Origin of the sequence: Arthrobacter gyeryongensis (assembly GCF_039543785.1) — a bacterium.
Taxonomy (GTDB): Bacteria; Actinomycetota; Actinomycetes; order Actinomycetales; family Micrococcaceae; genus Arthrobacter; species Arthrobacter gyeryongensis.
The window spans coordinates 39,992-64,513 of sequence record NZ_BAABKK010000030.1; the positions used below are offsets into that span (position 1 = coordinate 39,992).

18 protein-coding genes and 1 pseudogene are annotated in these 24,522 nt (G+C 63.1%); 4 read left to right on the top strand and 15 right to left on the bottom strand.

The genetic code is table 11. The features are described 5' to 3' along the window. Nucleotides 1-16: 16 nt before the first annotated feature. From ABEA18_RS19205 to ABEA18_RS19215, 3 genes are all read right to left on the bottom strand, one after another. Complete coding sequence (locus tag ABEA18_RS19205; protein ID WP_345451814.1) at nucleotides 17-868, bottom strand: transglutaminase family protein; 852 nt, start codon at nucleotides 866-868, stop codon at nucleotides 17-19. Further along, entirely contained in the window at nucleotides 865-1,791 is a 927-nt protein-coding gene (locus tag ABEA18_RS19210; protein WP_078108851.1) for an alpha-E domain-containing protein, read from the bottom strand. Before ABEA18_RS19210 ends, ABEA18_RS19205 begins: the two co-directional genes overlap by 4 nt. Nucleotides 1,792-1,863: 72 nt before the next feature. Next, nucleotides 1,864-3,420, bottom strand: coding sequence for a circularly permuted type 2 ATP-grasp protein (locus tag ABEA18_RS19215; RefSeq protein ID WP_345451815.1), 1,557 nt, complete (start codon nucleotides 3,418-3,420; stop codon nucleotides 1,864-1,866). A 113-nt stretch (nucleotides 3,421-3,533) separates the two neighbouring features. Between ABEA18_RS19215 and ABEA18_RS19220 the strand changes: the two are divergent. The 4 genes and pseudogenes from ABEA18_RS19220 (at nucleotide 3,534) to ABEA18_RS19235 (ending at nucleotide 7,986) form a co-directional block, all read left to right on the top strand. After that, nucleotides 3,534-4,254, top strand: a pseudogene (locus tag ABEA18_RS19220) (putative sulfate exporter family transporter). Between the two features lie 4 nt (nucleotides 4,255-4,258). After that, entirely contained in the window at nucleotides 4,259-6,898 is a 2,640-nt protein-coding gene (gene pepN / locus ABEA18_RS19225; protein ID WP_345451817.1) for an aminopeptidase N, read from the top strand. A gap of 115 nt (nucleotides 6,899-7,013) precedes the next feature. Continuing rightward, entirely contained in the window at nucleotides 7,014-7,370 is a 357-nt protein-coding gene (locus tag ABEA18_RS19230) for a hypothetical protein (protein WP_345451819.1), read from the top strand. Nucleotides 7,371-7,548: 178 nt separating this feature from the next. Further along, nucleotides 7,549-7,986: a hypothetical protein gene (locus tag ABEA18_RS19235; protein ID WP_345451821.1), complete on the top strand. Its 438-nt coding sequence runs from the start codon at nucleotides 7,549-7,551 to the stop codon at nucleotides 7,984-7,986. A gap of 52 nt (nucleotides 7,987-8,038) precedes the next feature. Here ABEA18_RS19235 and lplAB read toward each other — a convergent pair whose 3' ends face one another. From lplAB to ABEA18_RS19295, 12 genes are all read right to left on the bottom strand, one after another. Beyond that, on the bottom strand, nucleotides 8,039-9,136 hold the full coding sequence (lplAB, locus tag ABEA18_RS19240) for a lipoate-protein ligase LplAB (RefSeq protein ID WP_425550554.1): 1,098 nt from the start codon (nucleotides 9,134-9,136) through the stop codon (nucleotides 8,039-8,041). An 81-nt stretch (nucleotides 9,137-9,217) separates the two neighbouring features. Next, entirely contained in the window at nucleotides 9,218-9,475 is a 258-nt protein-coding gene (locus ABEA18_RS19245) for a type B 50S ribosomal protein L31 (RefSeq protein WP_009358283.1), read from the bottom strand. 159 nt (nucleotides 9,476-9,634) lie between these two features. Continuing rightward, a complete protein-coding gene (locus tag ABEA18_RS19250) occupies nucleotides 9,635-10,534 on the bottom strand; it encodes an RNA polymerase sigma-70 factor (RefSeq protein ID WP_345451825.1) in 900 nt (299 codons plus the stop codon). A 10-nt stretch (nucleotides 10,535-10,544) separates the two neighbouring features. Continuing rightward, on the bottom strand, nucleotides 10,545-11,120 hold the full coding sequence (locus ABEA18_RS19255) for a carboxymuconolactone decarboxylase family protein (RefSeq protein ID WP_345451827.1): 576 nt from the start codon (nucleotides 11,118-11,120) through the stop codon (nucleotides 10,545-10,547). A gap of 1,123 nt (nucleotides 11,121-12,243) precedes the next feature. Continuing rightward, a complete protein-coding gene (locus ABEA18_RS19260; protein ID WP_345451829.1) occupies nucleotides 12,244-14,400 on the bottom strand; it encodes an amylo-alpha-1,6-glucosidase in 2,157 nt (718 codons plus the stop codon). A gap of 197 nt (nucleotides 14,401-14,597) precedes the next feature. Beyond that, complete coding sequence (locus ABEA18_RS19265; protein WP_345451831.1) at nucleotides 14,598-14,855, bottom strand: hypothetical protein; 258 nt, start codon at nucleotides 14,853-14,855, stop codon at nucleotides 14,598-14,600. A gap of 827 nt (nucleotides 14,856-15,682) precedes the next feature. After that, nucleotides 15,683-15,961 (bottom strand): muconolactone Delta-isomerase, encoded by a 279-nt coding sequence (gene catC, locus ABEA18_RS19270; protein WP_345451833.1) that lies wholly within the window; start codon nucleotides 15,959-15,961, stop codon nucleotides 15,683-15,685. A 49-nt stretch (nucleotides 15,962-16,010) separates the two neighbouring features. Further along, a complete protein-coding gene (locus ABEA18_RS19275) occupies nucleotides 16,011-17,117 on the bottom strand; it encodes a mandelate racemase/muconate lactonizing enzyme family protein (RefSeq protein ID WP_345451835.1) in 1,107 nt (368 codons plus the stop codon). Between the two features lie 412 nt (nucleotides 17,118-17,529). Further along, the gene (locus ABEA18_RS19280) at nucleotides 17,530-19,038 is read right to left on the bottom strand and encodes a purine-cytosine permease family protein (protein ID WP_345451837.1); all 1,509 of its coding nucleotides are present in this window, start codon (nucleotides 19,036-19,038) and stop codon (nucleotides 17,530-17,532) included. 293 nt (nucleotides 19,039-19,331) lie between these two features. Continuing rightward, nucleotides 19,332-21,431 carry a hydantoinase/oxoprolinase family protein gene (locus ABEA18_RS19285; RefSeq protein WP_345451839.1) on the bottom strand — a complete coding sequence of 700 codons (2,100 nt, stop codon included), beginning with the start codon at nucleotides 21,429-21,431 and terminating at the stop codon, nucleotides 19,332-19,334. A gap of 17 nt (nucleotides 21,432-21,448) precedes the next feature. After that, nucleotides 21,449-23,212: a hydantoinase B/oxoprolinase family protein gene (locus ABEA18_RS19290; protein WP_345451841.1), complete on the bottom strand. Its 1,764-nt coding sequence runs from the start codon at nucleotides 23,210-23,212 to the stop codon at nucleotides 21,449-21,451. Next, nucleotides 23,196-24,380 carry a M24 family metallopeptidase gene (locus tag ABEA18_RS19295; protein ID WP_345451843.1) on the bottom strand — a complete coding sequence of 395 codons (1,185 nt, stop codon included), beginning with the start codon at nucleotides 24,378-24,380 and terminating at the stop codon, nucleotides 23,196-23,198. The genes ABEA18_RS19290 and ABEA18_RS19295 overlap by 17 nt, the downstream gene beginning before the upstream one ends. Nucleotides 24,381-24,522 lie beyond the last annotated feature (142 nt).

Here is a 24,522-nt window from a genome sequence, read left to right on the forward strand (position 1 = left end):
GAGGGCTGCAGTCCTGCTAGGCGAGCCGCGTGATCTCGACCGTCACGGTGAGGCCTGAACCGCCGCCGCCGGACAGGATGCCCTTCAAAGGAGGGACATCCCGGTAGTCCCGGCCCCGCGCCACGGTGACGTGGAGATCTCCGGCAGGCTTGTGGTTGGTCGGATCCCAGCTGCGCCATTCGCCGTCCCACCACTCCAGCCACGCGTGGGATTGGCCTGCGACCGTTTCACCGATCTCGGCCGTGGGCCGCGGATGGATGTAACCGGACACGTACCTGGCCGGAATGCCGCAACTGCGGAGCGAGCCGATGGCCAAGTGCGCCAGGTCCTGGCAGACTCCCTGACGCTGGTTCCAGGCTTCCTCGGCGTTGGTGGTAACGCCCGTAGTGCCTTTGACGTAGCTCATTTCGCCGCGCATCCAGTCGAAAATGGCCATGGCTGTCTCGTGCGGGTTCTTGCCAGCCACGACGGCGGGGATGATGCCGAGGACTTCCGCCCCCGGACCGCTGAGCTGCGACTGCGGCAACCAGTCGCTGAACTGGTCCCGGATCCCGTCGGAAGCAATGACGTCCCAGCCCACAATCTCTTCGTCCAGGGCCACACGCTCCACCCGGTGGACCTCAACGGTGGTGGTGGCCACCACTTCGAGGCGCTCGTGCGGCATCTGCATGTCGAAGGCGGTAACGCGGGTGCCCCAATAATCGCGGTAGGTGCTCACGGCAGCTTGCGACGGCGTGATCTTCAGCGAGGATTCGAGGACCACCTGTTGCGGATCCGTCAACGGAGTCATGCGTGCCTCGTTGTACGACAGGGTCACACGGCGGTTGTATTTGTAGGCCGTCTTGTGGACGATGCTCAGCCGGGTCATGAAACTTCTCCCACCCAGGCCAGTTCATCCGCCTGATTGAAGTACTTACGGGAAATCGCGTCGGAGGCCTGCGTGACGGCCTTCTGGACCCGGTCCATATGCTCGGGCAGCTCGGACATGAGATCGTCCGTGCGATGGAACTCGAGGAAGGTACGGGCCTGGCCGACGATCCGACGGGCGTCATTGATGAAGCCCACCCGCTGTGCGGAGGGATCCAGCTTGGCGAGGCACTCATCGGCGTCGCGCAGGGCGAAGACGATGGAGCGCGGGAACAGACGGTCCAGCAGGAGGAACTCGGCGGCGTGCTGGTCTCCGAAGGCCGCACGGCGGGTCCGAAGGAATGACTCGTAAGCTCCGGCGCAACGCAACATGTTCACCCAGGACATTCCCGCGGAGAGGACGTCCCTGGTGGACAGCATCCGCGCGGTCATGTCTGCACGTTCGAGCGAGCGTCCGAGGACAAGGAAAAGCCAGCTTTCGTCGTGGCTCACCGTGGTGTCCGCGAGGCCCCTGACCATGGCGGTGCGCTCCAGTACCCAGTTGCAGAAACGGTACGTACCCACGACGTCTTTACGGTGCTGGTTCAGCCCGTAGTACGTCGTGTTGAGGCTCTCCCACAATGAGGAGGACACGGTCTCGCGTGCCCGCCGCGCATTCTCACGCGCAGCCCCCAAGGAACCTGCAATGGACGTGGCACTCGTCTTGTCGTACGCGAGGGCGTGAAGCAGCTCCGGCAAGCCGAATTCTTCGCTCTGCGGCCGGGCTCCCATGACGGCCAGGAGTTCCCGTGCCACGCTGCGTTGTTCCTCGAGCGGAAGGTGGTTCAGGCGTTCAAGATGGACGTCCAGGATTCTGGCCGTTCCATCGGCACGCTCCACATAACGGCCGATCCAGAAAAGGGATTCAGCAATACGGCTCAGCATGGGGCTGTGCCTCCTTCGGGTCCTGCGTTGTGACGATGAATGTATCCTGCTCCGGCACCATGACGTGACGGATCACTGCTGCTGGTCCGATTGGCGGTCCCGCCAGTTGCTTTCGACGGGCCAGACCGAGACCTGTTCACGCACCGTGATGGAGGAACGCGGCAGTTCGACGGCCGGCAGTTGCGGGGAGTCCGAGAGTACCCAGGTGTCCTTGGAACCGCCACCTTGGGAAGAGTTCACGATCAGCGAGCCTTCCTTCAGCGCAACCCGGGTCAGTCCGCCAGGCAGCACCCAGACGTCGTCGCCGTCGTTGACCGCGAACGGACGCAAGTCCACGTGCCGGGGGCCGAAGCGGTCTCCCGAAAGCGTCGGAACGGTGGATAGCTGCAACACAGGCTGCGCGATCCAGCCGCGCGGATCCGACAACACCCGCTTCCTCAAAGCGTCCAGCTCGTCCCGTGAAGCATCCGGACCGATCACCAGGCCCTTTCCTCCCGAACCATCCACTGGCTTGACCACGAGTTCCTCGAGCCGGTCGAGGACCTGTTCGCGGGCTTCCTTCTCTTCCAACCGGAAAGTCTCCACGTTGGCAATCACGGGCTCTTCGTGCAGGTAGTAACGAATCAGGTCCGGCACGTAGGAATAGACCAGCTTGTCATCGGCCACACCGTTGCCCACCGCGTTCGCGATTGTCACCCCGCCTGCCCTGGCCGCGTTCACCAATCCCGGACAGCCGAGCATGGAATCGGAGCGGAACTGCAGCGGATCCAGGAACTCGTCATCGATCCGCTTGTAAATGACGTCCACCCGCTGCTCGCCGGCGGTGGTGCGCATGTAGACCCGGTTTCCGCGGCAGATCAGGTCCCTGCCCTCGACCAGCTCAACACCCATCAACCCGGCCAACAGCGTGTGTTCGAAGTAGGCGCTGTTGAACACTCCAGGCGTCAACACCACCACTGTGGGGTCGTCCACCCCCGACGGCGCGGTCTTGCGCAACGCCGACAGCAGACGGCGCGGGTATTCCTCGACCGGACGGATGTGCTGTTGCCCGAACGCCTCCGGCAGACCCTTCGCCATCGCCCGCCGGTTCTCCAACACGTAGGACACCCCGGAAGGCACCCGGACGTTGTCCTCCAGGACCCGGAACGTGCCCGCGGCATCGCGGACGACGTCGATACCGGACACATGTACGCGCACGCCGCCGGCGGGCTCGAAACCATGCACGGCACGGTGGAAATGCGCGCTCGTGGTCACCAATGCCCGCGGCACTACGCCGTCAGCGACCACCGCCATCCGACCGTAGACATCGTCCAGGAACGCCTCCAAGGCGCGGACGCGCTGCTTGACCCCACGCTCAAGCACATCCCATTCGTCAGCCGGAATCACCCTCGGCACGATATCCAGCGGGAAGGGTCTCTCCTCCCCCGCATAATCGAAGGTCACACCCCGGTCCAGGAAGGTCCGCGCCATCGACTCGGCACGGGCGCTCACATCGGCAAGCGAAAGCTCGCGAAGTGCGCCGTCCACCTGGCCATAGGACTTTCGGGCAATGGTGCCTGGGGCGAACATTTCGTCGTAGGCGCCGGAACGGGCGGCGGCCTCGGAGTAATCCCGGAATAGCTCTGACATGGGATTCAGACAATCACCTTTTCGATTACGAACGCATTTCGCGTTCTGCATGTTGCGACACCAAGTGTGAACCCGGTTCGCATTTGAGCGCTTGCATGCATCAAGGTTGACGAATGCACCCCAATCGTTTCCCGGCACCCGGCTCCCGATTGGGAGCCGGGATTGTCATGGCAGTGGCAGCCACTGGACTTGCCTTCATTGTCCATGCGCTGCTTCCCCCCATCCCTGCCATGACAGCCGCTGTAGCGCTGGGTTTGTTAGCTGCAAATATACCGGGGACGGCGGCATGGGCTGCCGGACGCGCCCGCCCGGGGCTGGACTTCGCCGGCAAGCACCACATGCGGGCGGGCATCGTGCGGCGCCTGGACCGGCGCTTCCGTGCACGACGTCGGCCAGGTGGTCGCGACGGCACAGACCGCCGGTCCCGTGGCGCTGGCGCTCGCCGTCGTCGTGAAACTGACCAGGGTGGTCCTGCTGGCCCCCATCGTTGCCGGAGCCGGGCTCACGCAACGATGGTCAATGCGTAGGAACTCGCGCAACTGCACCGAAGCGAGCGACGACGGCGGCAAGTTCCCGCCGATCGTCCCGCTCTTCGTGCTCGGGTTCATCGCGATGGTGGCCGTGCGTTCCTTGGGCTGGTTGGGCCCGGGCGTGCTGGACGCCGCGGGAGCACTCCAGGACATCCTGCTCGCCTCGGCCCTGTTCGGGCTGGGTTCGGCGGTCCGCGTCCGCACGCTGTTGCACACCGGTGGCCGCGCTGCGCTCGTTGCGCTTGGCTCCTGGTTCCTGATCGCACTGTTGGGCTTGGGCGCCGTGTTGCTCATGATTAGATAGCTGGGTGTCGAATCACAACTTGGCGCGCGCTGAAGCCGCCACCCGTTCAGCCCTGATCAGCACCCACAGCTACGATGTCTCCCTTGACGTCCGCCAAGCCGCCGATGCGGGCGTGCCAGGGTACACAAGCCGCAGCGTCATCAACTTTTCCGCACAGCCTGGTTCCTCCACCTTCCTGGATTTCATCCACGGCGGCGTGCATAGCGTCTTCCTCAACGGAAAAGGGCTTGACGTAGCCGAGGTAGTGGACGGCGACAGGATCCACCTCGACAATCTCCAGGCCGAAAACCAGGTGACGGTCACCGGGACCGCCCTTTACAGCCGGTCCGGAGAGGGCATGCACCGCTTCGTCGATCCCGCCGACGGGCAGTGCTACCTCTACACGCAATACGAACCGGCGGACGCCCGCCGCGTCTTCGCGAACTTCGAACAGCCGGACCTGAAGGCCGAATTCACCTTCCACGTCATGACGCCTTCCGCCTGGCAGGTGGCTTCCAACGGCGCCGAGCTCGCCCGGACGCAACTGACGAGCGATCCGGCAACGAGCCGTTGGGACTTCGCCACCACCAAGCGGATGTCCACCTACATCACTACCGTCCTCGCCGGTCCCTATTTCCGCGCTACGGACCACTGGAGCAAGACGCTCGACGACGGGACCAGCCTTGAGGTTCCGCTGGCGCTCTACTGCCGCGCATCCATGCAGGAGTCCTTCGACGCCGCGGAGCTTTTCCGGCTGACGAAGAACGGCCTGGACTTCTTCAACGATCTTTTCGACTATCCGTACCCTTGGGGTAAGTACGATCAGGCGTTCGTGCCCGAGTACAACCTTGGTGCGATGGAAAACCCCGGCCTGGTCACCTTCACCGAGAAATACGTCTTCACCTCGCGGGCCACGGATGCCCAGTACCAAGCCCGCGCAAACACCCTCATGCACGAGATGGCCCACATGTGGTTCGGAGACCTCGTGACCATGACCTGGTGGGACGATCTCTGGCTCAAGGAATCCTTCGCCGACTACATGGGCACCCTCGGCGTGGACAAGGCCACGGACTGGGACAGCGCCTGGGTTAATTTTGCGAACAAGCGCAAGTCCTGGGCCTACGTGCAGGACCAATTGCCCACGACCCACCCCATCGTGGCGGACATTCCCGACCTGGAAGCCGCCAAGCAGAACTTCGACGGCATTACCTATGCAAAGGGCGCTTCCGTCCTCAAGCAATTGGTGGCCTACGTCGGGTTCGAGGCGTTCATTGCCGGCTCGCGACGCTACTTCAAGGATCACGAGTACGGCAACACCTCACTGGCCGACCTCCTCGAAGCCCTGGGCACGGCATCGGGCCGGGACCTTGGCACGTGGGCCCGCCAGTGGCTGCAGACCACGGGGATCTCCACTATTGCGGCCGAAATCTCCGGGAGCGGCGATGCCATGGAGGCAGTCACCCTACGCCAGGACTCTGTGGACCCCATCACGGGCAAGCAGGAAGACCGCCCGCACAGGCTCAGGATCGGTCTCTATAACTTTGACGACGGCGGCCAATTGCTCCGCACAGAGAGCATCGAGCTCGACCTCGAAGGTGCCGACACTGCGGTGGAGGAACTCGCGGGCAAGCCGCGCCCGGCCCTGCTTCTCGTCAACGACGACGACCTCAGCTATGCCAAGGTGCGCCTGGACGCGGAGTCCGAGGCAACAGTACGTTCCTCCTTGGACCGGCTCAGCGATCCGATGGCCCGGGCGTTGTGCTGGACAGCCCTGTGGGATTCAGCGCGCGACGCCGTTACCCCCGCGGCGCTGTACGTCGCCGCCGTCGAACGCTTCGCCCCTGCAGAGTCAGGAATCGGCGTCCTCCTGAACGTTCTGGGCAACGCGGTGACCGCCGTCGAGCGCTACGTCCCGGCCCCGCAACGGGACGAGGTCCGCGAGAGCCTGATGGCGGCCAGCGCGATGGAGTTGCGGACCTCCGCACCGGGTTCGGACCAGCAACTCGCGTGGGCCAGGACACTGGCGGAGTTGTCGCGCCATGACGGCGCGTATGTCGAGTTCTTCCGCGGCATTCTCTCCGGAAGCGTGACAGTGGACGGGCTCACAGTGGACGCGGATCTCCGGTGGAGCCTGTGGCAAGCACTGGCAGCCAACGGAGCGGCCACGCTATCGGAACTGGATGCCGAACTCGCCCTCGACCACACCGCGGCGGGACGCGAAGGCCATGCGCTGGCTGCAGCTGCGCGCCCGGATGCCGCCGTCAAGACGGCCGCATGGAATGCCGCAGTCAACGACACCGGGCTCTCCAACGAGATTCTGAGCGCGACAATCGCAGGTTTCTCCCTTGCCCCGTCCGGGCTCCTGAATGGCTTCACGGAACCGTACTTCGACTGCCTGGAGGATATCTGGCAGTCCCGGAGCATCGAAATAGCGGGCCGGATTGTGCGCGGCCTGTTTCCCGCAGCCCAGGATCTGCAGACCGGAATGGCTCCGGAAGATCATCCGGTGCTTCGGCGCACGGACGATTGGCTGGGCGCCCGCATGGAAGCTCCGCGGGCGCTCCGGCGCATCGTGATTGAGCAGCGCAGCCATTTGTTCCGCGCCCTCACGGCCCAAGCGGCCGGTGCTTCGCATCAAGAAGCCGGAGCGCTGCAGCAGGGCTGACGCGGGAGCCGGCGATCCGGGGTTGACGAGCTGGCCCTGAACCAAGGGGATCGCCGGCATCGTCTTTAGATGCAAGCCCTGCGCTCCGCATGGGCCTTTCTTGAGGACGGTCATCATGAAGTTTCCTCGCCCCGTGCTTGCCGCCGCAGCGCTGGGCACCACCCTTTTGCTCGGAGGCTGCTTCGGCGGACAGCCGGCCGCTCCGGTGCCTGCAAGCCCACCAGCGAGCACCACGCCCGCCCCAAGCACGCCGTCACCCGCGCCGACGGCGACGCCGGTCGCGCCGCCTGGTACCCCACCCGCCGTCGTTCCGCCCGCCGTCGTTCTGCCACCCCCAGCGCCGCCCGCTGTCGTTCCGCCACCGGTACCGGCGCCGCCGGTGGTGGTCCCGCCGCCTCCGCGGCACCCCAATGGCGGCGACCGCGACGGCGACGATAACGGCGGACCGGACGACGGCGATGGAAACCGGTAGAGCGGTAAGTCGCGACAAAATAAGGCGGTTCGCCGGGCTCTCCCTCGGGATAGTTGCGATGCTGGCCGTCGCAGCTTGCAGTTCGTCTGTTCAAAGCCCGGGGACAAGCACCGTGCAGTCTGCGGAGTTGCCGTTCGGGTGGTTCACGGCAGCACCTGCCCCGGCTGGGTGGAAAACCATGGAACTTCCGGACGGAACGGGGGTCCTTTCGGTCCCACCCGACGCCAAGCCTGCGGAAAGTGACCCCGGCAGCGTATCCGCGGCCGTCTCGTCGTCAACGGGCGAACTGCGGATGTATCTCAACGCCACGCCACAGCAGGGCAGCGAGGCGCTGGACAATTGGAACACCTTCAGGCTCGATCACCTGGCGGACGAGAACTCCTCGCCACCCACCAAAATCGCCGAGCGAACCGGTATGGCTTTCCGCGGAGGTACGGGTTCCTGCGTGGAGGACAGCTATGTGACCCATGTCGGCAACAACCGCTACCGTGAGATAGCTTGCCTCGTAGCGGGCAGCAAGGGCAGCAGCGTCCTCATCGTGGCGGTTCCCGCCGATTCATGGCCGCTCTACGGTCCGGTCATGGAACAGGCAGTGGATGCGTACCGGGCCAGGTAACTAGGGAACACCCCGCAGTTAAGGAACACCGGCAGTTAAGGGACACCGGCAGTTAAGGGACACGGTGCAGCCATTCTTCGGTACCGAACTTTGACTGCACCCGCTCCCGGGCCGTTCCCAGTTCGGCGTCGGTGATGCAGGACTCCGCGGCGCCGTAGCGCTCGGTGAAGACCTCTTGCATGGCTTTGATGATTTCCGTCCGCGCCAAGCCGGTTTGCCGGCGGAGTGGGTCCACGCGCTTCTTTGCGCTGCGGGTGCCTTTGTCGGAAAGCTTTTCCTTGCCGATGCGCAGGACCTCGACCATCTTGTCGGCGTCGATGTCGTAGCTCATGGTGACGTGGTGCAGCATGCCGCCGTTGGCGAGGCGCTTTTGCGCTGCACCGCCGATCTTTCCCTGCTCGGTGGCGATGTCATTGAGCGGAACATAGAACGCGGTAATGCCCAGTTTTTCCAGGGCAGCCATGACCCACGCGTCCAGGAACGCGTAGGAGTCGGCAAAGCTGATGCCATCCACGAGGCTCTGTGGCACATAGAGCGAATAGGTGATGCAGTTTCCGGCCTCCATGAACATGGCTCCCCCGCCGCTGATGCGGCGGACCACCGTGATGCCGTGGCGCGCGACGCCGTCGGGATCCACCTCGTTGCGGAAAGACTGGAAGCTGCCGATCACCACTGACGGCTCTTCCCAGTCCCAGAAGCGCAGAGTGGGCTTGCGGAGACCGGCCCCGACCTGCTCGGTGAGGACCTCGTCCAGCGCTACGTTGAGGTGCGTGGGAAGGACCGACGGCGGGATGACCTCCCACTGGTGGTCCGCCCACCCGCTGGCCTTGGACAGCGCCCTGCGGACCGCTACGGCGACGGCGTCGGCGGAGAATCCGAACAGGACCGTATCGGCAGGCAGTGCGGCGGTGACGGCGGCGGAAATCTCTGCCGGCGTCGAACCTTCCGGAAGCCCCGTGACCGCCCGGTTGATGTCCAGCAGGGCCTCGTCCGGTTCCAGGAAGAAGTCCCCGCTCAGCGAGACGTGCGCGAACCGCCCGTCCACGACGTCGAGGTCGACCACCACGAGCTTGCCGCCGGGGACCTTGTATTCACCATGGAGCCTGGGTTCGTCTTGCTCGAAAGGCATGCTGGAAGTCATGGCTTCCATCCTGCCGGAAAACGCAAAAGCCCGCAGCCACCGATGATGCGGCGGGTGCGGGCTTTCACAGAAGCTTGGAGGTGAAGTTGATTACTTCTTGCCGCCGAAGCCCTTGAAGCGAGCGTTGAAGCGCTCGACGCGGCCTGCAGAGTCCATGATGCGCTGCTTGCCCGTGTAGAACGGGTGGGACTCCGAGGAGATTTCGACGTCGATGACCGGGTAGGTGTTGCCGTCTTCCCACTCGATGGTCTTGGAAGAAGACACGGTGGACTTGGTCAGGAACTTGACGCCGGAAGCCAGGTCGTTGAATACAACAGCTTCGTACTTCGGGTGGATATCAGACTTCATAATGGGACCTTTTGTTCACGCAGCTGGATTTTGCCAGCTGCCAGGTATGAATGGAGGTGGTCCGTTGCTGCCATTTGCAAATTTCAGCGGTCGGGCCAACAACCAATCATAGCGGAAACCGCGCCTTGCTTGAACCAGTACACGAGCACGGCGTCCTGGCTAACGCGCCAGCCGGGTCTCCTCCTCCAAGTGGCCGAGCTTGTCCGGGTTCCGCATGGCGAAGATTCGTGCGATCCTGCCGTCCTCCACCACCAGGCTAATGAGTGACGGACCGCCCGCTTCGTCGTCGATCCGGATGCCGAGGCCGCCGTTGAGCCAGAGCAGAGCGATTCTCGGGTTGAGCGCGGCCTCCGGGAAGGACCGCAGCAGATTTGTTACCTTCTTCGCACCGTACACCGGCACCCGAACCGCCTGCGCGACGCCGCCGCCGTCGGCGATGAGTACGACGTCAGGCGCCAACACATCCATCAAGCCCTGCACATCCCCGGTGGTGACCGCCGCCAGAAACCGTTCGACGACTTCCTGCTGCTCGCTGCGATCCACGCGCATGCGGGGGCGGCGCGCGGCCACATGAGAGCGCGCACGGCTGACGATCTGGCGCACGGCGGCCGCTGACTTGCCCACGGCCTCGGCAATCTCCTCGTAGGGCACGGCGAAAACCTCCCGTAGTACGAAGACCGCCCGCTCCACAGGGGTGAGGGATTCGAGAACCGTGAGCATGGCGATCGAGACGCTTTCGGCCAGTTCCACGTCCTCGGCGACATCCGGCGCGGTGAGCAGGGGCTCGGGCAGCCATTCCCCGACGTAATCCTCCCGCCGTCGTGACAGCGCGCGGAGGCGGTTGAGCGCTTGGCGGGTGACGATACGGACGAAATAGGCCCGCGGGTCACGCACCTCAGCGCGGGCACCGGGGCCCAGGTCAGACCACCGCAGCCAGGCCTCCTGCACCACGTCCTCGGCATCGGCGGCGGAGCCGATCATCTCGTAGGCGACGGTGAAGAGCAGGCTGCGATGGGTGACGAAAAGGTCCAAGCTGTCGGCGACGCCGGAGCTGCTCATGCCCGCCACGCTACCGCGCGCCGCTTCGTGCCGCGAGCGGCTTCAAGCCACAGGCATCCGCGAAACCCTCGGACTCAATGCCGAGGGCGACGTTGCCGCGGGTCGTGAGGTTGGCGTAGCCGATCACGCTGGTCAGCTCAACTAGGGCCGCTGCGTCGAGCTGCTCCAGCAGCCGGGAAGCGAGCTCGTCAGTGACCGTTACGGGGGTCGTGCTCATCGCTTCGGCATATTCCAGCACGTCCCGCTCCAGGGGCGTGAAGACCCCGGAATCACGCCAGCGCGGGATCTGCTGTGCCTTGTCCAGGTCGAGGCCATGGTTGTGGGCCATGAAGTAGTTGAAGTCCAGGCACCACGTGCAACCGATGAGTGAGGCCACAGCCATGTGCGCGTAGGACTTCAGCGACTCGTCACAGCTGTTCCACTTCTGCAGCTTCTGCCCCATGCCCATGGACGCCTTGAGCACGGGCGGGTTGTGCCACATAACGCCCAGCGACTCCGGGACTTTGCCAAACATCTTCGCGCTGAACTTCTTGATGAGTGCGCCGTAGAAACCGGTGATCTCTGCGGCCGGGATGCTGCTGGTCATGACTCCTCCTGCGGGTCGGTTCTGGGTCCTACGACATGAAGACACCGCCCGCGACCGATCTGTGACAGCGACGCCGTGACGATGCCCGGGAAACCACCTACTTGGCCGCGACCGGCGACCGGATGGGCCCGGAGAGTGAGGCGCTCTCCCCCGTGATGCATATGCCCCACCTGAGGATAGCCAGGGTCGGCACCACCTCTTATCTCAGGGATGGGTGGCCAAAGTTCCCGCTGAACAAGCGCTTTGCCTTGGAATCAGGCGCGGCAGGGCTGCGAGACCCATCCCCTAGATTTTGCGCCGCTCATTGTTGAGTTAGGAGGTGGGTATGCACAAAGCAGAATCTCAAGGCCTGTCCAGGTAGAATTCCACTGCCTGCTGAGTCACCGCATGTCCGAGCTTGAGGGACTTTGCCTAGTTGGAACTTGGTTCGGGTTGTCCCAGTCTCCGTCGTATCGAGGGGCATCAAGAGCGCCTCCTGTCCGCTTTGACTCTGCCGTTGGGGAAGGACCTCGATGGGTCGTTTCTGTGTCCCGGTCGCCGCCCGGGGTGTGGCAAAGTTGGGTCATGCGTATTCGACTGGAGGCCGGAGCCGATCACGTCGAGGAATTGGCTCACGTAACCGAGATGTGTTGCGTCCTTTTGAATGTGGCAGTTTGATTCAGGACCGGCGTGACGGCTTGAACCAGAACCACCCACGACTCGCCGGTTGCTAGCGTCTCGCCCGCACCATCGCCCAACAAACCGCAGACTAAAGTTCAGCGGCGGGACGCCGGCTCGTCTGTGCAGATTCTTCTGCCTCGGCCTTGGCGGCCTGAACGATCTTAAGGAAATCCGCCCGCTGGAGGCAGCGCTTGGAAGCCGCTTTCCCTTCTCCTTATGTGCTAATCGGGGTGTCTCATGAGACACCGTGGGGAATTGCCGTCACGTCAGCCTGTATCCCGAAGCATCCGCGTTTATCCAGATTTCCGGATAAAGCGCCGTTCGTTGCACGGCCAGCACCGTTGGCTGCGTCAGCAACTGCAGCGATCCTGCGCACCCCTTTCTGGTCCATCCGCAATGAGAGTGACGGCCGGAGTGAAAATGCCCCCGGGGTCGTTAGCCCGAGGGGAAAGGGCTCTGCCCGCTACGTCTTCGGGTGCAGTTTGGCCTGCTCCACGAGTTCTGTCATCCAGGTCCTGTGCCCGCGGTGGAACACGATGCCTTCAGGTAGTCCCTGCACGGTGGGGACGGAATCGGCGATGTCGATGGTGATCCGGCCGCCGGCCAGGGGCGCGTTGGTGATGTGCAGGTCGCCGTAGGACTTCGGGAGCACGGGATCCATCCAGAACCCTCCGCGGGACACGTGCGTGTCATACCGCATCAGGCTCGTCACGGGCAGGATCGGTGTGGTCGCTGCCCACGCCTGGGGTGAGCAGGCGGTGGGGTAGGGCACCGGGGCGGCGAACTGGTCACGGCTGAAGCCGCAGAACAGCTCTGGCAGCCGGCCGTTCGACTGGTCGGCAGCCTCCAACAGGGCTGTGGCGATCCGTTGTGCCTCAGCTATGAAGCCGTAGCGCAGCAGGCCGGCGGCGATGATGGCGTTGTCGTGGGGCCAGACGGAGCCGTTGTGGTAGCTAGCGGGGTTGTAGGCGCCCATGTCGCTTGCCAGGGTGCGTACGCCCCAGCCGCTGAACATTTCAGGGGAAATCAGCCGTTCGGCCACGTACGGCGCCTTGTCCTCGTCGATAAGGCCGTGCCACAGGCAGTGGCCCATGTTGGAGGCGCACGCGTCGACCTGCCGCTTTTTGCCGTCGAGGGCGACGGCGTAATACCCACGCTCGGGCATCCAGAATTCCTCGTTGAACCGTTTCTTTAGCTGCGCGGCCCGATCAGTGAACTCTTCCGCCAAGGCAGCGTCACCGGCGTCGTACGCCATCCATGCACGCGATGAGTAAGCAGCGTATACATAGGCTTGGACTTCGCAGAGCGCGATCGGCGGCTCGGCCAGGGTTCCGTCGGCGAAGTTGATCCCGTCCCAGGAGTCCTTCCAGCCCTGGTTGATGAGCCCCCGGTCGTTGAGGCGCTCGTACTCGACGAACCCGTCACCGTCCTTGTCCCCGTAGTCCCGGATCCAGTCGAGTGCACGGTCCGCATGGGGCAGCAGCGCGGTGATGGTGTCCTTGGCGAACCCCCAGCGACTGACCGCGCCGAGGATCATTACAAACAACGGAGTCGCGTCGACGCTACCGTAGTAGGTGGACTTACCGCCCAAGGACAATCCGCTGGAGACATCGAGCCGGACCTCGTGCAGGATCTTGCCCGGTTCCTCCTCGCTCATCGGGTCCACCACAGTGCCCTGGCGGTCCGCCAGGGTCTGTAGCGTGCCCAGGGCCAGGGAGGGATCCACGGGCAGCGCCATATGCGAGGCCCACAGCGAGTCCCGGCCGAACAGAGTCATGAACCAGGGCGCGCCCGCGGCGACCACAACACGGTCCGGATGGTTCGGGTCCTCGATGCGCAGGGCTCCCAAATCGTCATAACTGCGCCGCAGGGTCCGCTCGATGGACCGGTTTCCCATCTGCAGCACCGGAATTTTAGCAACCCACTCCCTCCGGCGCCGGTCCCGGGGAGATAGTCCCTCCCGTTCAGGATGGACGAAAGCCGCCCCGCGGCTGGCTCCCTCGATGCCGGGCACGACGGTCAAGATAGTGCTCCAGTGGCTGTGCGGCGGGACGGTCACCCGGTATGTGAGGGCCTCCGGCGTAATGTCTGCTCCGGGGGCCTGGATGGCGACTCCATTCCGGATATTTTCCCAGACGGCCCGGATGGTGAGCGCGTCGCCGTCGACTTGGCGGGTTTCGTCCCAGCGCCGCTGGATTCGCGCCTCCTTAACCTCGAAAAGGTCCGCGAAATCCGCCTCAACCTTCAGGGCGATCACGCATTCGGCCGGCTCCAGGGAGTAATTGCGAATGGTGATCTGCTCCTGGATCCCGGGCCCCACTTCGCGAAGCCGCTCCACGATCAACGAGCTGTCCGCATGCCCGTCCGTGCGGGGAACGCGCCCAGCGAACAGCGCCCGGTACGGCTCCTTCGTCTCAGCTGCCAGCGACTCCAGCGGCTGGCCGTTGACGGTGAGCCCCCAGCCGGACAGGATGCGGGTGTCGTGGACGAAAAGACCGTGTGGAAGTTCGGCATGGATATCCCCATTCTGCGAGGAGATACAGAAGGACGATCCCTCGACTAAGGTGACCGCCCCGGCCCCCAACGGACCGGCCGCCGTATCAGCATTCCATCCAGCCATTTCGGCCCCTTCAAGAGACCAACGCCGGCTTGACTTGGCCCTTGACGAGTGCGCTGCGGCCGATCGCTGCCGTTTCTCCAACCGACGGTACTCCTGCTGGCTTCAGGACGCCAGACCCAGGCGAGCAGGGCTCCATCTGGCGCAGATGGTGCGGAACTTACCGTGAAGGTCATCCCACCGAAGGCAACACGCTAGACTCAACCGGTGGCCTCGGCCGCGGTCAGTTCTGCAGAAACCACCGAGCAGCCTGCGGCCGCCGAACGCGCGTGCGGCGGCCATGACAAGCTGGTCTCCGTCATCAAGCTGCCCCTCGCGGAGTAGCCGCGCCGGCGGGACATCGTCGCGCTGTGGTTCATGCCCTGGAACCAGAGGCCTGGACCGCTGCCGAGCGCGTGGAAGAGCTCAGGGCTTCGGCCATCCAACGCATCCTTGACGCAGGGGCCACCGGTCTTCATCGCCCACATCGACACCCCCGGGCAGGCCGGACTCGCACCCCGATCCGTCCGCTTCTACCAACCGGGTTCAGGGTCGCAGGTGGCACCAGCTGCGCCGGCCGATGGGGGGACACTCCCACAGCCGGAAAACCTCACCTCCGGCAACGTCACAGCACCGTGCATCCCCCAACTCGAGAGCAAACCCGCCATCGACAACGTCGAGAAAATCGCAGCAACGGACGGGTCGCCGACCTCAGCAGGGACATGGGAACAAGGCCCACCGACCCCGAAGTCGTCCGGTTCTACCTCCACATTTGGTCAGCCCGACGGCCAGCAGCAGCGTGTCGCTATGTCCGGCTCCGATAATTGAAACTTCGTGCACGGGTTTGATTCCTCAGGTGGGGCGGGTGCCTCGGACGTTGAAGTGCTGCACATCACAAGGCCTTAAAGAAGTCTAGATTTGCCGGTTCGGCCCCCGGAATCACTCGTTCGGGCGGCGTGAGTGCACCCCCAATCGGAGGGATGAACCTCCGCAGCCCGCACAGATCCCAGCGACCCTGCAGGCTGCCGGATAGTCAGGAAGGCTGACGCCCGTCTTTCCAACGTGTGCACAGCCATCCCACGAGACCGCGGCCAGGAGAACGCCCGGGTCACGGCGTTGCTGCCGCGCCGGTGAAGCAGAGGCCAAAAAGTGACATGCTCGAGCCGTCCACACCGGCCAATAGCGCAGGAAACTCGCATGGATCGCCCCGCGTCTTCCGCATGCCTATGCCGAAGACTTTTTGCATGCAGGTCATCTGACGGACGGGAGACGGAAGCCGAGCACGTCAATAGGCAGCAGATGAAGGCTATTCGGCGGTGGAGGGGTGCTTGGCTAGGGGCGTGACCTTTATGTCCATGTAGGGGAAGAGCGGCAGACCGGACAGCAGCATGTGCAACTCGTCGTTGTCCACGACGTCGAACACCGAGTAGTTGGAGTACTCGCCCACGACCCGCCACAGATGCGCCCAGCGACCGTCGCGCTGGAGCTTTTGGGAATACTCCCGTTCCTCCGCTTTGATGGTGTTGGCGCGTTCTTCGGTCATGTCAAGTGGAATATTGACATCCATCCGGACCAGGTACAGCATGTGGTTCTCCTTGCGGTGTGGGACTTTCTGAGGGCAGAATGCGGCCGCGTCAGGCCTGGTCCTGCCGGTACTTTTGCAGCTTGTCGGCGTCGATGCGTGCCCCGACCCCGGGGACATCGCGGACCAGGATGGCGCCGCCGTTGATTTCGAGCGGCTCCGTGAGCAGGTCGTCCGTCATGTCCAGATAGTTGGAGAGCTCCCCGGCCCGTCGGGAGCTGGCCTCAAAGGCCGCGCCGAAGGTGACCGTCGCGAGGCTGCCGACCTGGGTGTCGATCTGGTTGCCCATCGTGACGTCCACGCCGAGGCCTTCGCAGAGGCCGAGGATCTGTTTGGCTTCGGTGAAACCGCTGCGCGCGGTCTTGATGCAGATCGCGTTGCTGCCGCCCGAGAGCAATTCTCGGGAGACGTCGCCGAGGGTGGGGACGCTTTCGTCGCCCACGATTGGGATGCTGGAGCTCTGCACAAGCCGGCGCCGGCCCATCGCCTCTCCGGCATCGCACGGCTCCTCCAGCATGGACAGGCCAAGACCTTCGGTCCGGCGGAGGACCTCCATGGCCTCGTTCGCCGTCCATCCGCGGTTGGCGTCGAGGTAGATCTCGGTGTCCTCACCGAGGCCCTCCCGCAGCACATTGCAGGCCTCGACGTCGAGGGAGAGCGGCCGTCGGCCAGTCTTGAGCTTGAAGGTGTTGATGCCATAAGTTTCACGGAACCGTAGCGCTTCCTCGAGGAGCTCGGCGGCGGGCTTGAAGCCCAGCATGTGAGAGACCCGCATGCTGTCGGTGAAGCCGCCCAGTAGTTTGTGCACCGGCGTGCCCAGTGAGATTCCAATAGCGTCCCAGAGCGCAATGTCTAGGGCCCCCTTGGCGGTGGGGTTGTTGACCGTGCGGCGGAGCAGCTGCTGGACCTTGGAGCGGTCCAGCGGGTCCAGCCCGATGAGCTGCGGAGCAAAAACCTTGGTCACCACCGACACGATCGAATCCTGCGTTTCGCCGTAGGTGTAGGGTCGCGGCGGGGTATCCGCGATGCCGCAGATGCCGGTGTCCGTGTAGATCCTGACCAGCACGTGCGCGGCCGAGGTCACCTCACCGCTGGCGAACTTCAGCGCTCGCGCGTAGGGGATCGAATAGGGGATGGCCTCAATACGTTCAATTTTCACGGAGTGGTTCCTTTGCTGCGGATGCGGGGCTGGGAATCGGGTAGTGAATCGACTAGGGTCGCGAAGCCGTGCCGAGGCCGGTAGGCACCGCCGCTGAAAGACCCTCCTGCCGTCGGCTCGCACAAAACTTCTTCCGCCGCCCGGCACGCCGGTTTCAGCGTCTGACCGTCAGAAGATGACGACGGTCATGGCCGAGCCAAAGTGGCTCGATTTCAGGCGGCAGCGACACCGGAGTCCGGCTGTGACGATAGGTCTGAGCGGACCCCGGCGATCCGGCGGGGTCCGCTCAGAGACTGCAGCGTCCCATGGTGCTAACTCCTGGTGCGTGAATCGCAGAACCAGGGCCGCCCTTCAGAGGACCGGCGTGATCCCGGGTGCAGCTGCGGACTAGTCTGCATGGTTACGGGATGACTCAATGGGCTGTGACTTCTTCGTTCTGATCTTCGAAGTCTGCTGTGCCTTCGATTTCCTTCAGAGCTGCTGTGCCCTCGATGAAGTCGGTTCCTGATCCCTCCGGGAGGATCGTCCGTCGAAGGACCACGTACAGCAAGGGAGTGAGCACGAGGGTGACGAGGAATCCCAGGGGGAAGATTCCCGTGATGGTCAAGAGATAAGAGGTTCCCGACCCGACGATCAGGGCGATGAGGCCTGACCAGTTGAATCGCTCGACGAGCGCAGTGTGGACGGCCTGGCGCTTTCGTACGATGTAGAAGTCTGCGATTACGAGTGCGGCAAGCGAGAAGGTCAGGATTCCCAGGAGGCCGAGGAACTGCAGAAGCACACCGAGGATGTTGGCCCACACCGAAACGAGCGCAATCACGTTGGCCAGAACAACCATAAGAATGCGGTTGGGCTTCCTCCGCAGAACCGCATCAAAGAGGTTGGACAGCGCGAGGGATCCTGAATAGGTGTTGATGACCTGGGCCTTGATCTGGGCGGCGTACATGACCAGGAACCCGACGATCCCACCGAGGATGATGAAGTATGCACCCGGGTTTGAGTGGGCCAGGTATTGGACCTTTTCAAAGATTGAACCGCCCAGCTGGGCTTTGGCAACGTCGGAATTTCCCGGATCCGTCAGGAAGCGGGCAACGACCGTGTCGCCGGCCTGATAGAGCAATGCGCCCAATGAAACCACACCGAAGTTGACAATGATGTTGCCGCCGATGGCCATGATACGGACGTCTTTGGGCGATTTGGCGTAGCGGGCGAAGTCGGCGCCCACGAGGGACAGCGCACCTGCCATACCAATCATGCTGCTCAGGACTACCATGATTTGGACGGGGCCGATTGCGGAGGGCTGGGCGCTAAGCACGCTCTCCACGGAAAGGTCCGACTGTTGAAAAGCGAGGAATCCAACCCACAACATGAGGGCGCCGGCGATGATCGTCAGTACGAACGACGTCTTCTGCACGACTTTCATGCCAAACATCGTCAGTAGGATCCAGAGCAGGGTCAGGACGCCGTAAATCAGGACGGCATTGCCAAGGTTTGGTGACCAGCCCAGCATGAAGAGCGTGCCGTAGTAGAGAAGGACGTTCTCCAGGGCAAGGAATCCCAGAATCATGAAGGCAAAAATCAGCGATGCGAGGGCGGATCCGGTTGCCCCCAATCCGTGAAAGCGCATCGTTACGGTCGATGACATACCGGTACTCTGACTGACCCGGGCCGTGAACGTACCGACCAGGGCACCAAAGATGGCTGATACCGCCGCCATCGCAATTGTCCACTGCACGCCGACGATATAACTGGCGGTCCCACCGATAATCAGCATGGCGAGGGTCGTTCCGACTCCGGCCGTGTTGGAAAGAAGGGACCAGCCGCCAACGCGCAGGTTCTCTGCGACAGGATTCAGTACGTTGTCCTCCATTTTTTGCCTGAGGCTTGGTGATGGTGTCTTCGGGGTTAATTCAGAAGTCATTGCGTTTCTCCTTTGAATACAATTTCCTGTGGCTGATTGCTGCTGGTCTCGGCACTGGTCCGTCGTTCGAATTCCCGCTGGAACCCAGCAGATCGCAGCTGGATTCTCGATGGGTTCACGAGCGCATTGGAGAGGTCGGGCATGGTCCAGCGCCGGCATCGCTTTTCCGACAACCGGACTGTGCGTGGGTTCTTCTACGTCGAGCTGGCCTCGGGCCGGGGCCGGGAGGCGGTAGCTATGTCGGAGCTGGGCTGGTTCCTTTGACTGAAGGGCTGATCGCCCCGACATAGGAGTCAGATGAGATTCAGTCGTGCCTTGAGCGTTTCCTTCTGGTCCCGGAGGTACATGACAAATGAGCCGTTTTTGTCGACAACGGTGTTGTATTCGTCGAGGACCACAATCGTGGTCGTGCCCAATTCGATGATGGCCGGACCTTCCACCTCTTCTCCCGGGCCCATCGGCCCACCCTGGTGCACGTCGACTTCCACCATGCGGTGCTGCTTGGGAGACCAGATGTTGCGGCGCTTTGGCTCCCGAACGGCATCGGAGGAGATAGTGCCGGAAAGGGTCACCCGGTCCTTGGGCGTGTGGCCGATTGCGGAGAGCCGGATGTGAAGCAAGTCGATCGGCATCTCCAGGTTGTTGTACCCGAAAAGCACCTCGTGTTCGCGGTGGAAGACTTTGGCGAATTCTACGAAGTCGGGGGTGTCCAGATTTGAGGGGTTTACCTCGATGTTCAGTTCATACCACTGGCCCTTGTAGCGCAGGTCAAGGGAAGGGATGAAGGAGATGTCGGTTTCAGGGACCCCTTCAGCCAGCAGTGTCTTTCGGCCCTCCTCTGCCATCCCTTTCCATACGCTGACCAAGGTCTCGCCGCTGAGGGTGTGCAGGCGCTGGTTGGCGCTCTGGACGTAGTCATGTTTGAAGTCGCAGACCAGCATGCCGGCGGCGCAGAAGATGGAGGAATCCCGCGGCGTGATCAGCACCGGAATTTCAAGTTCACGGGCGATGGCCGCTGCGTGCACCGGCCCGGCGCCTCCTGCGACGACGATCGGGAAGTCTCTTGGATCCAGACCGCGGCGGACGGTGATGTCCCGGACACCCGTTGCCATGGTCACGTTGACGACCTCATAGATACCTGCCGCAGCTTCCTCCACGCTGAGGCCCAAGGGATCGGCAACATCGGTCTTGATGGCCTGGATTGAGGCCTCCCGGTCCAGACCGATCTGGCCGTTCATGAAAGTGTCCGGATCGATGTATCCCAGGACCACGTCGGCGTCGGTAGTGGTTGCATGCACCCCTCCGCGGCGGTAGCAGGCAGGTCCAGGCACGGCCCCGGCGCTCTGCGGGCCAACCCGCAGCAGGCCGCCTTCGTCCACCGTCGCGATGGATCCGCCGCCGGCGCCGATCGTGTGGATGTCCACTGCCGGCAGGGCCAGGGACCAGCGATCAATCTCTCCGTCGGTCATGACCAAGGGCTTGTTGTCCTTGACGACAGCGGCGTCGAAGCTCGTGCCGCCCATGTCCACGGTGATGCAGGAATCCCAGCCGTGCGTGGCGGTGACGAGCAGCCCTGCTGTGGGTCCGGAGGCCGGTCCTGACAACAGTGAAAGAGCGGCTCGTTTCGCCAGCTGGTCCGGGGTGGCGACGCCGCCGTTGGACTGCATCATCAACAGAATGCCGTCGAACTTGACCGCGGAGAGCAGCTCCAGCAGCTTGGTCAAATAACTGCTGATGATGGGTCCGGCGTAGGAGTTCAACACGGCGGTGCTCGTGCGCTCATAGTAGCGGGCTTGACCCAGCAGCTCGGAGGACTTGGTGATGTAGGCGTCCGGCATGATTTCGGCCACGATCTCTGCCGCGCGGTCCTCATGAGCCGTAGCGGCGTGCGAATGCATGAAGGAAATGGCAACGGACTCGACGTCCTGCTCCTGCATGATTCCGACGGCTTCCCGCACATCCTGCTCGGACAGTGGCGTGACCTCGTCGCCCTTGTAGTCGAACCGGCCGCCCACCGGAAGGCGAAGGTGGCGGGGCACCAGCGGATCCGGCTGCTCAAGGCGATTATCGTATGGCTCTTCGCGGGTGCCGTGGCGCATCGGCAGCACGTCCCGGAATCCTTCCGTGACCAGCAGCGCCGTCTTCGGCCCTCTGCGTGTGAGCAGGGCATTCGTGGTCACGGTCGTGCCGTGCACAATTAGCTCTACGCCGGCCAGGAATTCCTCGATGGGCTTCTTGTCCAGCGCGGCGATCTCCTGCAGTCCGTTGTAGACCGCCAGCGGCGGGTCCGAAGGGACCGAACTGGTCTTGTGGATGCGCCGTTGGCCTTCGGGGTAGATGACGAGGAAGTCGGTGAAGGTGCCGCCGACGTCGATACCGATTCTGATGCTCATGGTAATTGACCTTCCAACTAAGCTGATGCGCGGAGCGCTGCGGTCTGTGCGGTGTCGACGGCGGTCCCGTCGGCGGTGAGAATGACGCCGTAATCCGAGCGCGCTTTCTCTGTGGAGAGGATGCCGTCCCGGACTTCGGCGAGGACTTTCTCGGCGGGCCGGTTGAATGGGTCGCCGTATCCGGCGCCACCTCCGAGAAGTGACTCGATGCGGGTGCCCGAGGGTAGAGCGATGATTTCTTTGGACCCCCACAGATGTGACGTGCCGTCCGGGAAAGTGACGGTCAAGTCATTTAGGCCGGAGTCCTTGCCGCCGAAGAGACCCTGCGCCGGAACCGCACCCTCGCTGCGGACGTTGTCACCGAGGGTCACGCCGTGCTGGTTCTCCCCGTAAGTGACCCACGCGGAACGTGTGCCCATGCCGCCACGGAATTCGCCGGCGCCGGCTGAGTCTGGCAGATACTCGTGGTATTCAAGGAAGTGTGGGGACGTCAGTTCAAACATCTCCGGGTCAGGGGCACGCATCTGCCCCGCGGTGCCGGTGAAGCCGAGTGCGTCCCAGCCGTCGGTGCCCTGGACGCCTCCGGGGCCGGTCCGTTGAAAGACGGTCAGCGTGCCGAATTCCTCGTTCGTGCGGGGGTCCACGCCGTTGGTGGACGTGCACATGTACTTGTTCCATCCTGCTGACACACGGTCCGGGAGTATGCCGGCGAGTGCCGTCATGATGCACTCAACCACTTCGTCGCACATCTGGTTGCCGAAGACCGTGGCTGCAGGGAATCGCGGATTGAGCACCGAGCCTTCCCGGAAGATCGTTTTGATGGGTTCGAAGAGTCCTTGGTTGGTGGGGATGTTGATGTCGCCGCTGGCCATCAGCATCAGAAACGCGATGCGCACGGCGCCCTTGGCCGAGGCCGGGGGCATATTGGTGATGCCGGGTGCCTGATCATCGCTATCGGAGAAGTCAAACGTGATTTCGTCGCCCTTGATTTCGATGTTGCAGGCAATCTTGTAGCGCTTGGTGGTGTCGAAGCCGTCCGATACCATCCAGCTTTCACCGTAGTAGTTCCCGTCCGCCCACCGGCTTACCTCGGCTCGCACCTGGCGTGCGGAACTCTCAAGGATGTAGTTCATGTGGTTTTCGTAGACCGGCAGCGTGTAACGTTCAATCAGTTCGACCAGACGTCGGCCGCCGATCGTGCAGCAGCCGATCATGGACTTGACGTCTTCCATGACGAAATCGAAGCGGATGTTGGCGGAGATGAAGTCCCAGACGTCCTTGCGGAAGACACCTTTCTCTGCCACCTTCACCGGGGGGATGCGCAGGGCCTCCTGCCAGATGTCCCGGGCGTTTGGGTCGTAGCCGCCGGCCGTCATCCCGCCGATATCGGCCATGTGGCCTTTGGCCGCGGTCCACCCGACCAGCTGTCCGTTGGAGAATACGGGCATGAAGATGCCGGTGTCAGCGTTTTGATTGCCACCATGGTAAACGTCGTTGTGGATGATGACGTCACCCTCGTGGATGTCGTCCCCGTAGTACTTGATGATGTATTCAAGCGCCGGGTGGGCACCGAAGGCGATGATGGCCGCGAACTCGGCCTGGGCCAGGGTGTTGCCGTTCTTGTCGAAGACCACGGTCACCAGGTCGCCGATTTCGTTGAAGATCGGTGAGCGGGAGGAGCGCATGAGCATGGTCGCCATTTCCTTGGCGATCGCGTCTACCCGACGCTGGAGAACGGACGCGGTGATCGCGTCGATGGTGCTCTCAGTATTCGTTGACATTTACTTCACCTTTCGAAATTCGATACAAGCCTGTCGGGTGCTCAGAGAGCTTGCGGCTCCCGGAATCGTCGATAACAAAGGAATCGGCCATGTAGCCGCTGGCCCCTGCAGCGTCGTCCCGCACCATGGGGTGCACGGCCAGCACATAGCCTGCCTGGATCATGGTGTCGTCCGACTGGGTGCCGTCTTCGACGACGTCCAGGCCGATCCAGGGGTGTTCCAGAACGTCCAGGCCGAGTGAGTGCCCGGACCAATAGGAGGAGCTCGCGCCTTCGGATTCAATGGCCTTCAGCACGGAGCGCTGGATCCGTGACGGGGAAGCGCCCGGCTTCATTTCCATGGAGGCGGCAGCCAGGCCTTTGGTGACGGCGCGGGCCATGCGGTCGTAGTCATCCGTGGGCTGGGCAAAGGTGACCATCCGCGAGAGTTCGGTCCAGTAGCCCTTTGGGCCAACGATTTCAAAGGAAAAGGTGTGAATGTCGTGGGCGTTCAGAACGCGGTCCCGCGGCGGGCCGAACGTGGCGTTGGTCTGGCCACCGTCGGTCTCTGTATACATGGTCAGGAACAGCGGGTCTTCGCCGCCAAGCTGGTGTCCCACTTTGTACATCTCAGCGCCGATTTCGCGTTCGGTTGTTCCGGGCCGGGCAATTTCCAGCAACCGGCTGAAGCATTGGTCCAGTATGTAAGCCGATTCTTCGGTCCCCCGGATTTCCGCGGCGCTCTTGACGGCCCGGATCAATTCAAACTGTGCGGAGTAATCGATAAATTCCACCTGCGGGTAAGAGGTGGTCAGAGCAAGGTACTCGTCGACCTTCATGATCTGGCCCAGGCCGACAATGCCGACCCGGGTGAACTTCTTTCGACGTTTGAGGGCATCCACCAGGCCCTGGGCGATGGTCCCGGGGCACCGGTAGTCGCTGACCCATCCTGTTGTCGCTTTGCGCGCGCCACTCAGGTTCCCTGACAGGACCAGGATCGGCTCCTCATCCTTGAACATGACTGCATTGCCGGAGCGGTGCGGCAGGTTGTAGTCGGCCACGTACCGCAGCGCCCCTTTGTGGCCGCGGTAGTCATTGGCCGAAAAGATCAGGGCATCGACGTCGTTTTCCTGCATGGATTTGTTGAGCAGATCCCATCGGCGGTTCCGCTCGGAGAGTGAGTTGGGCATTTGTCCACCTTTCGCATCCGGTGAGGAATGCCTTTTGATCATGTACTGAGGACACTGCTACAGAGCCCGCTTTGTGGATGTGAAGCGAGTGACCGAGCTTTTCTAAGCCGATGTGCCGGCCGTAGGCGCGACACGGGAGGCC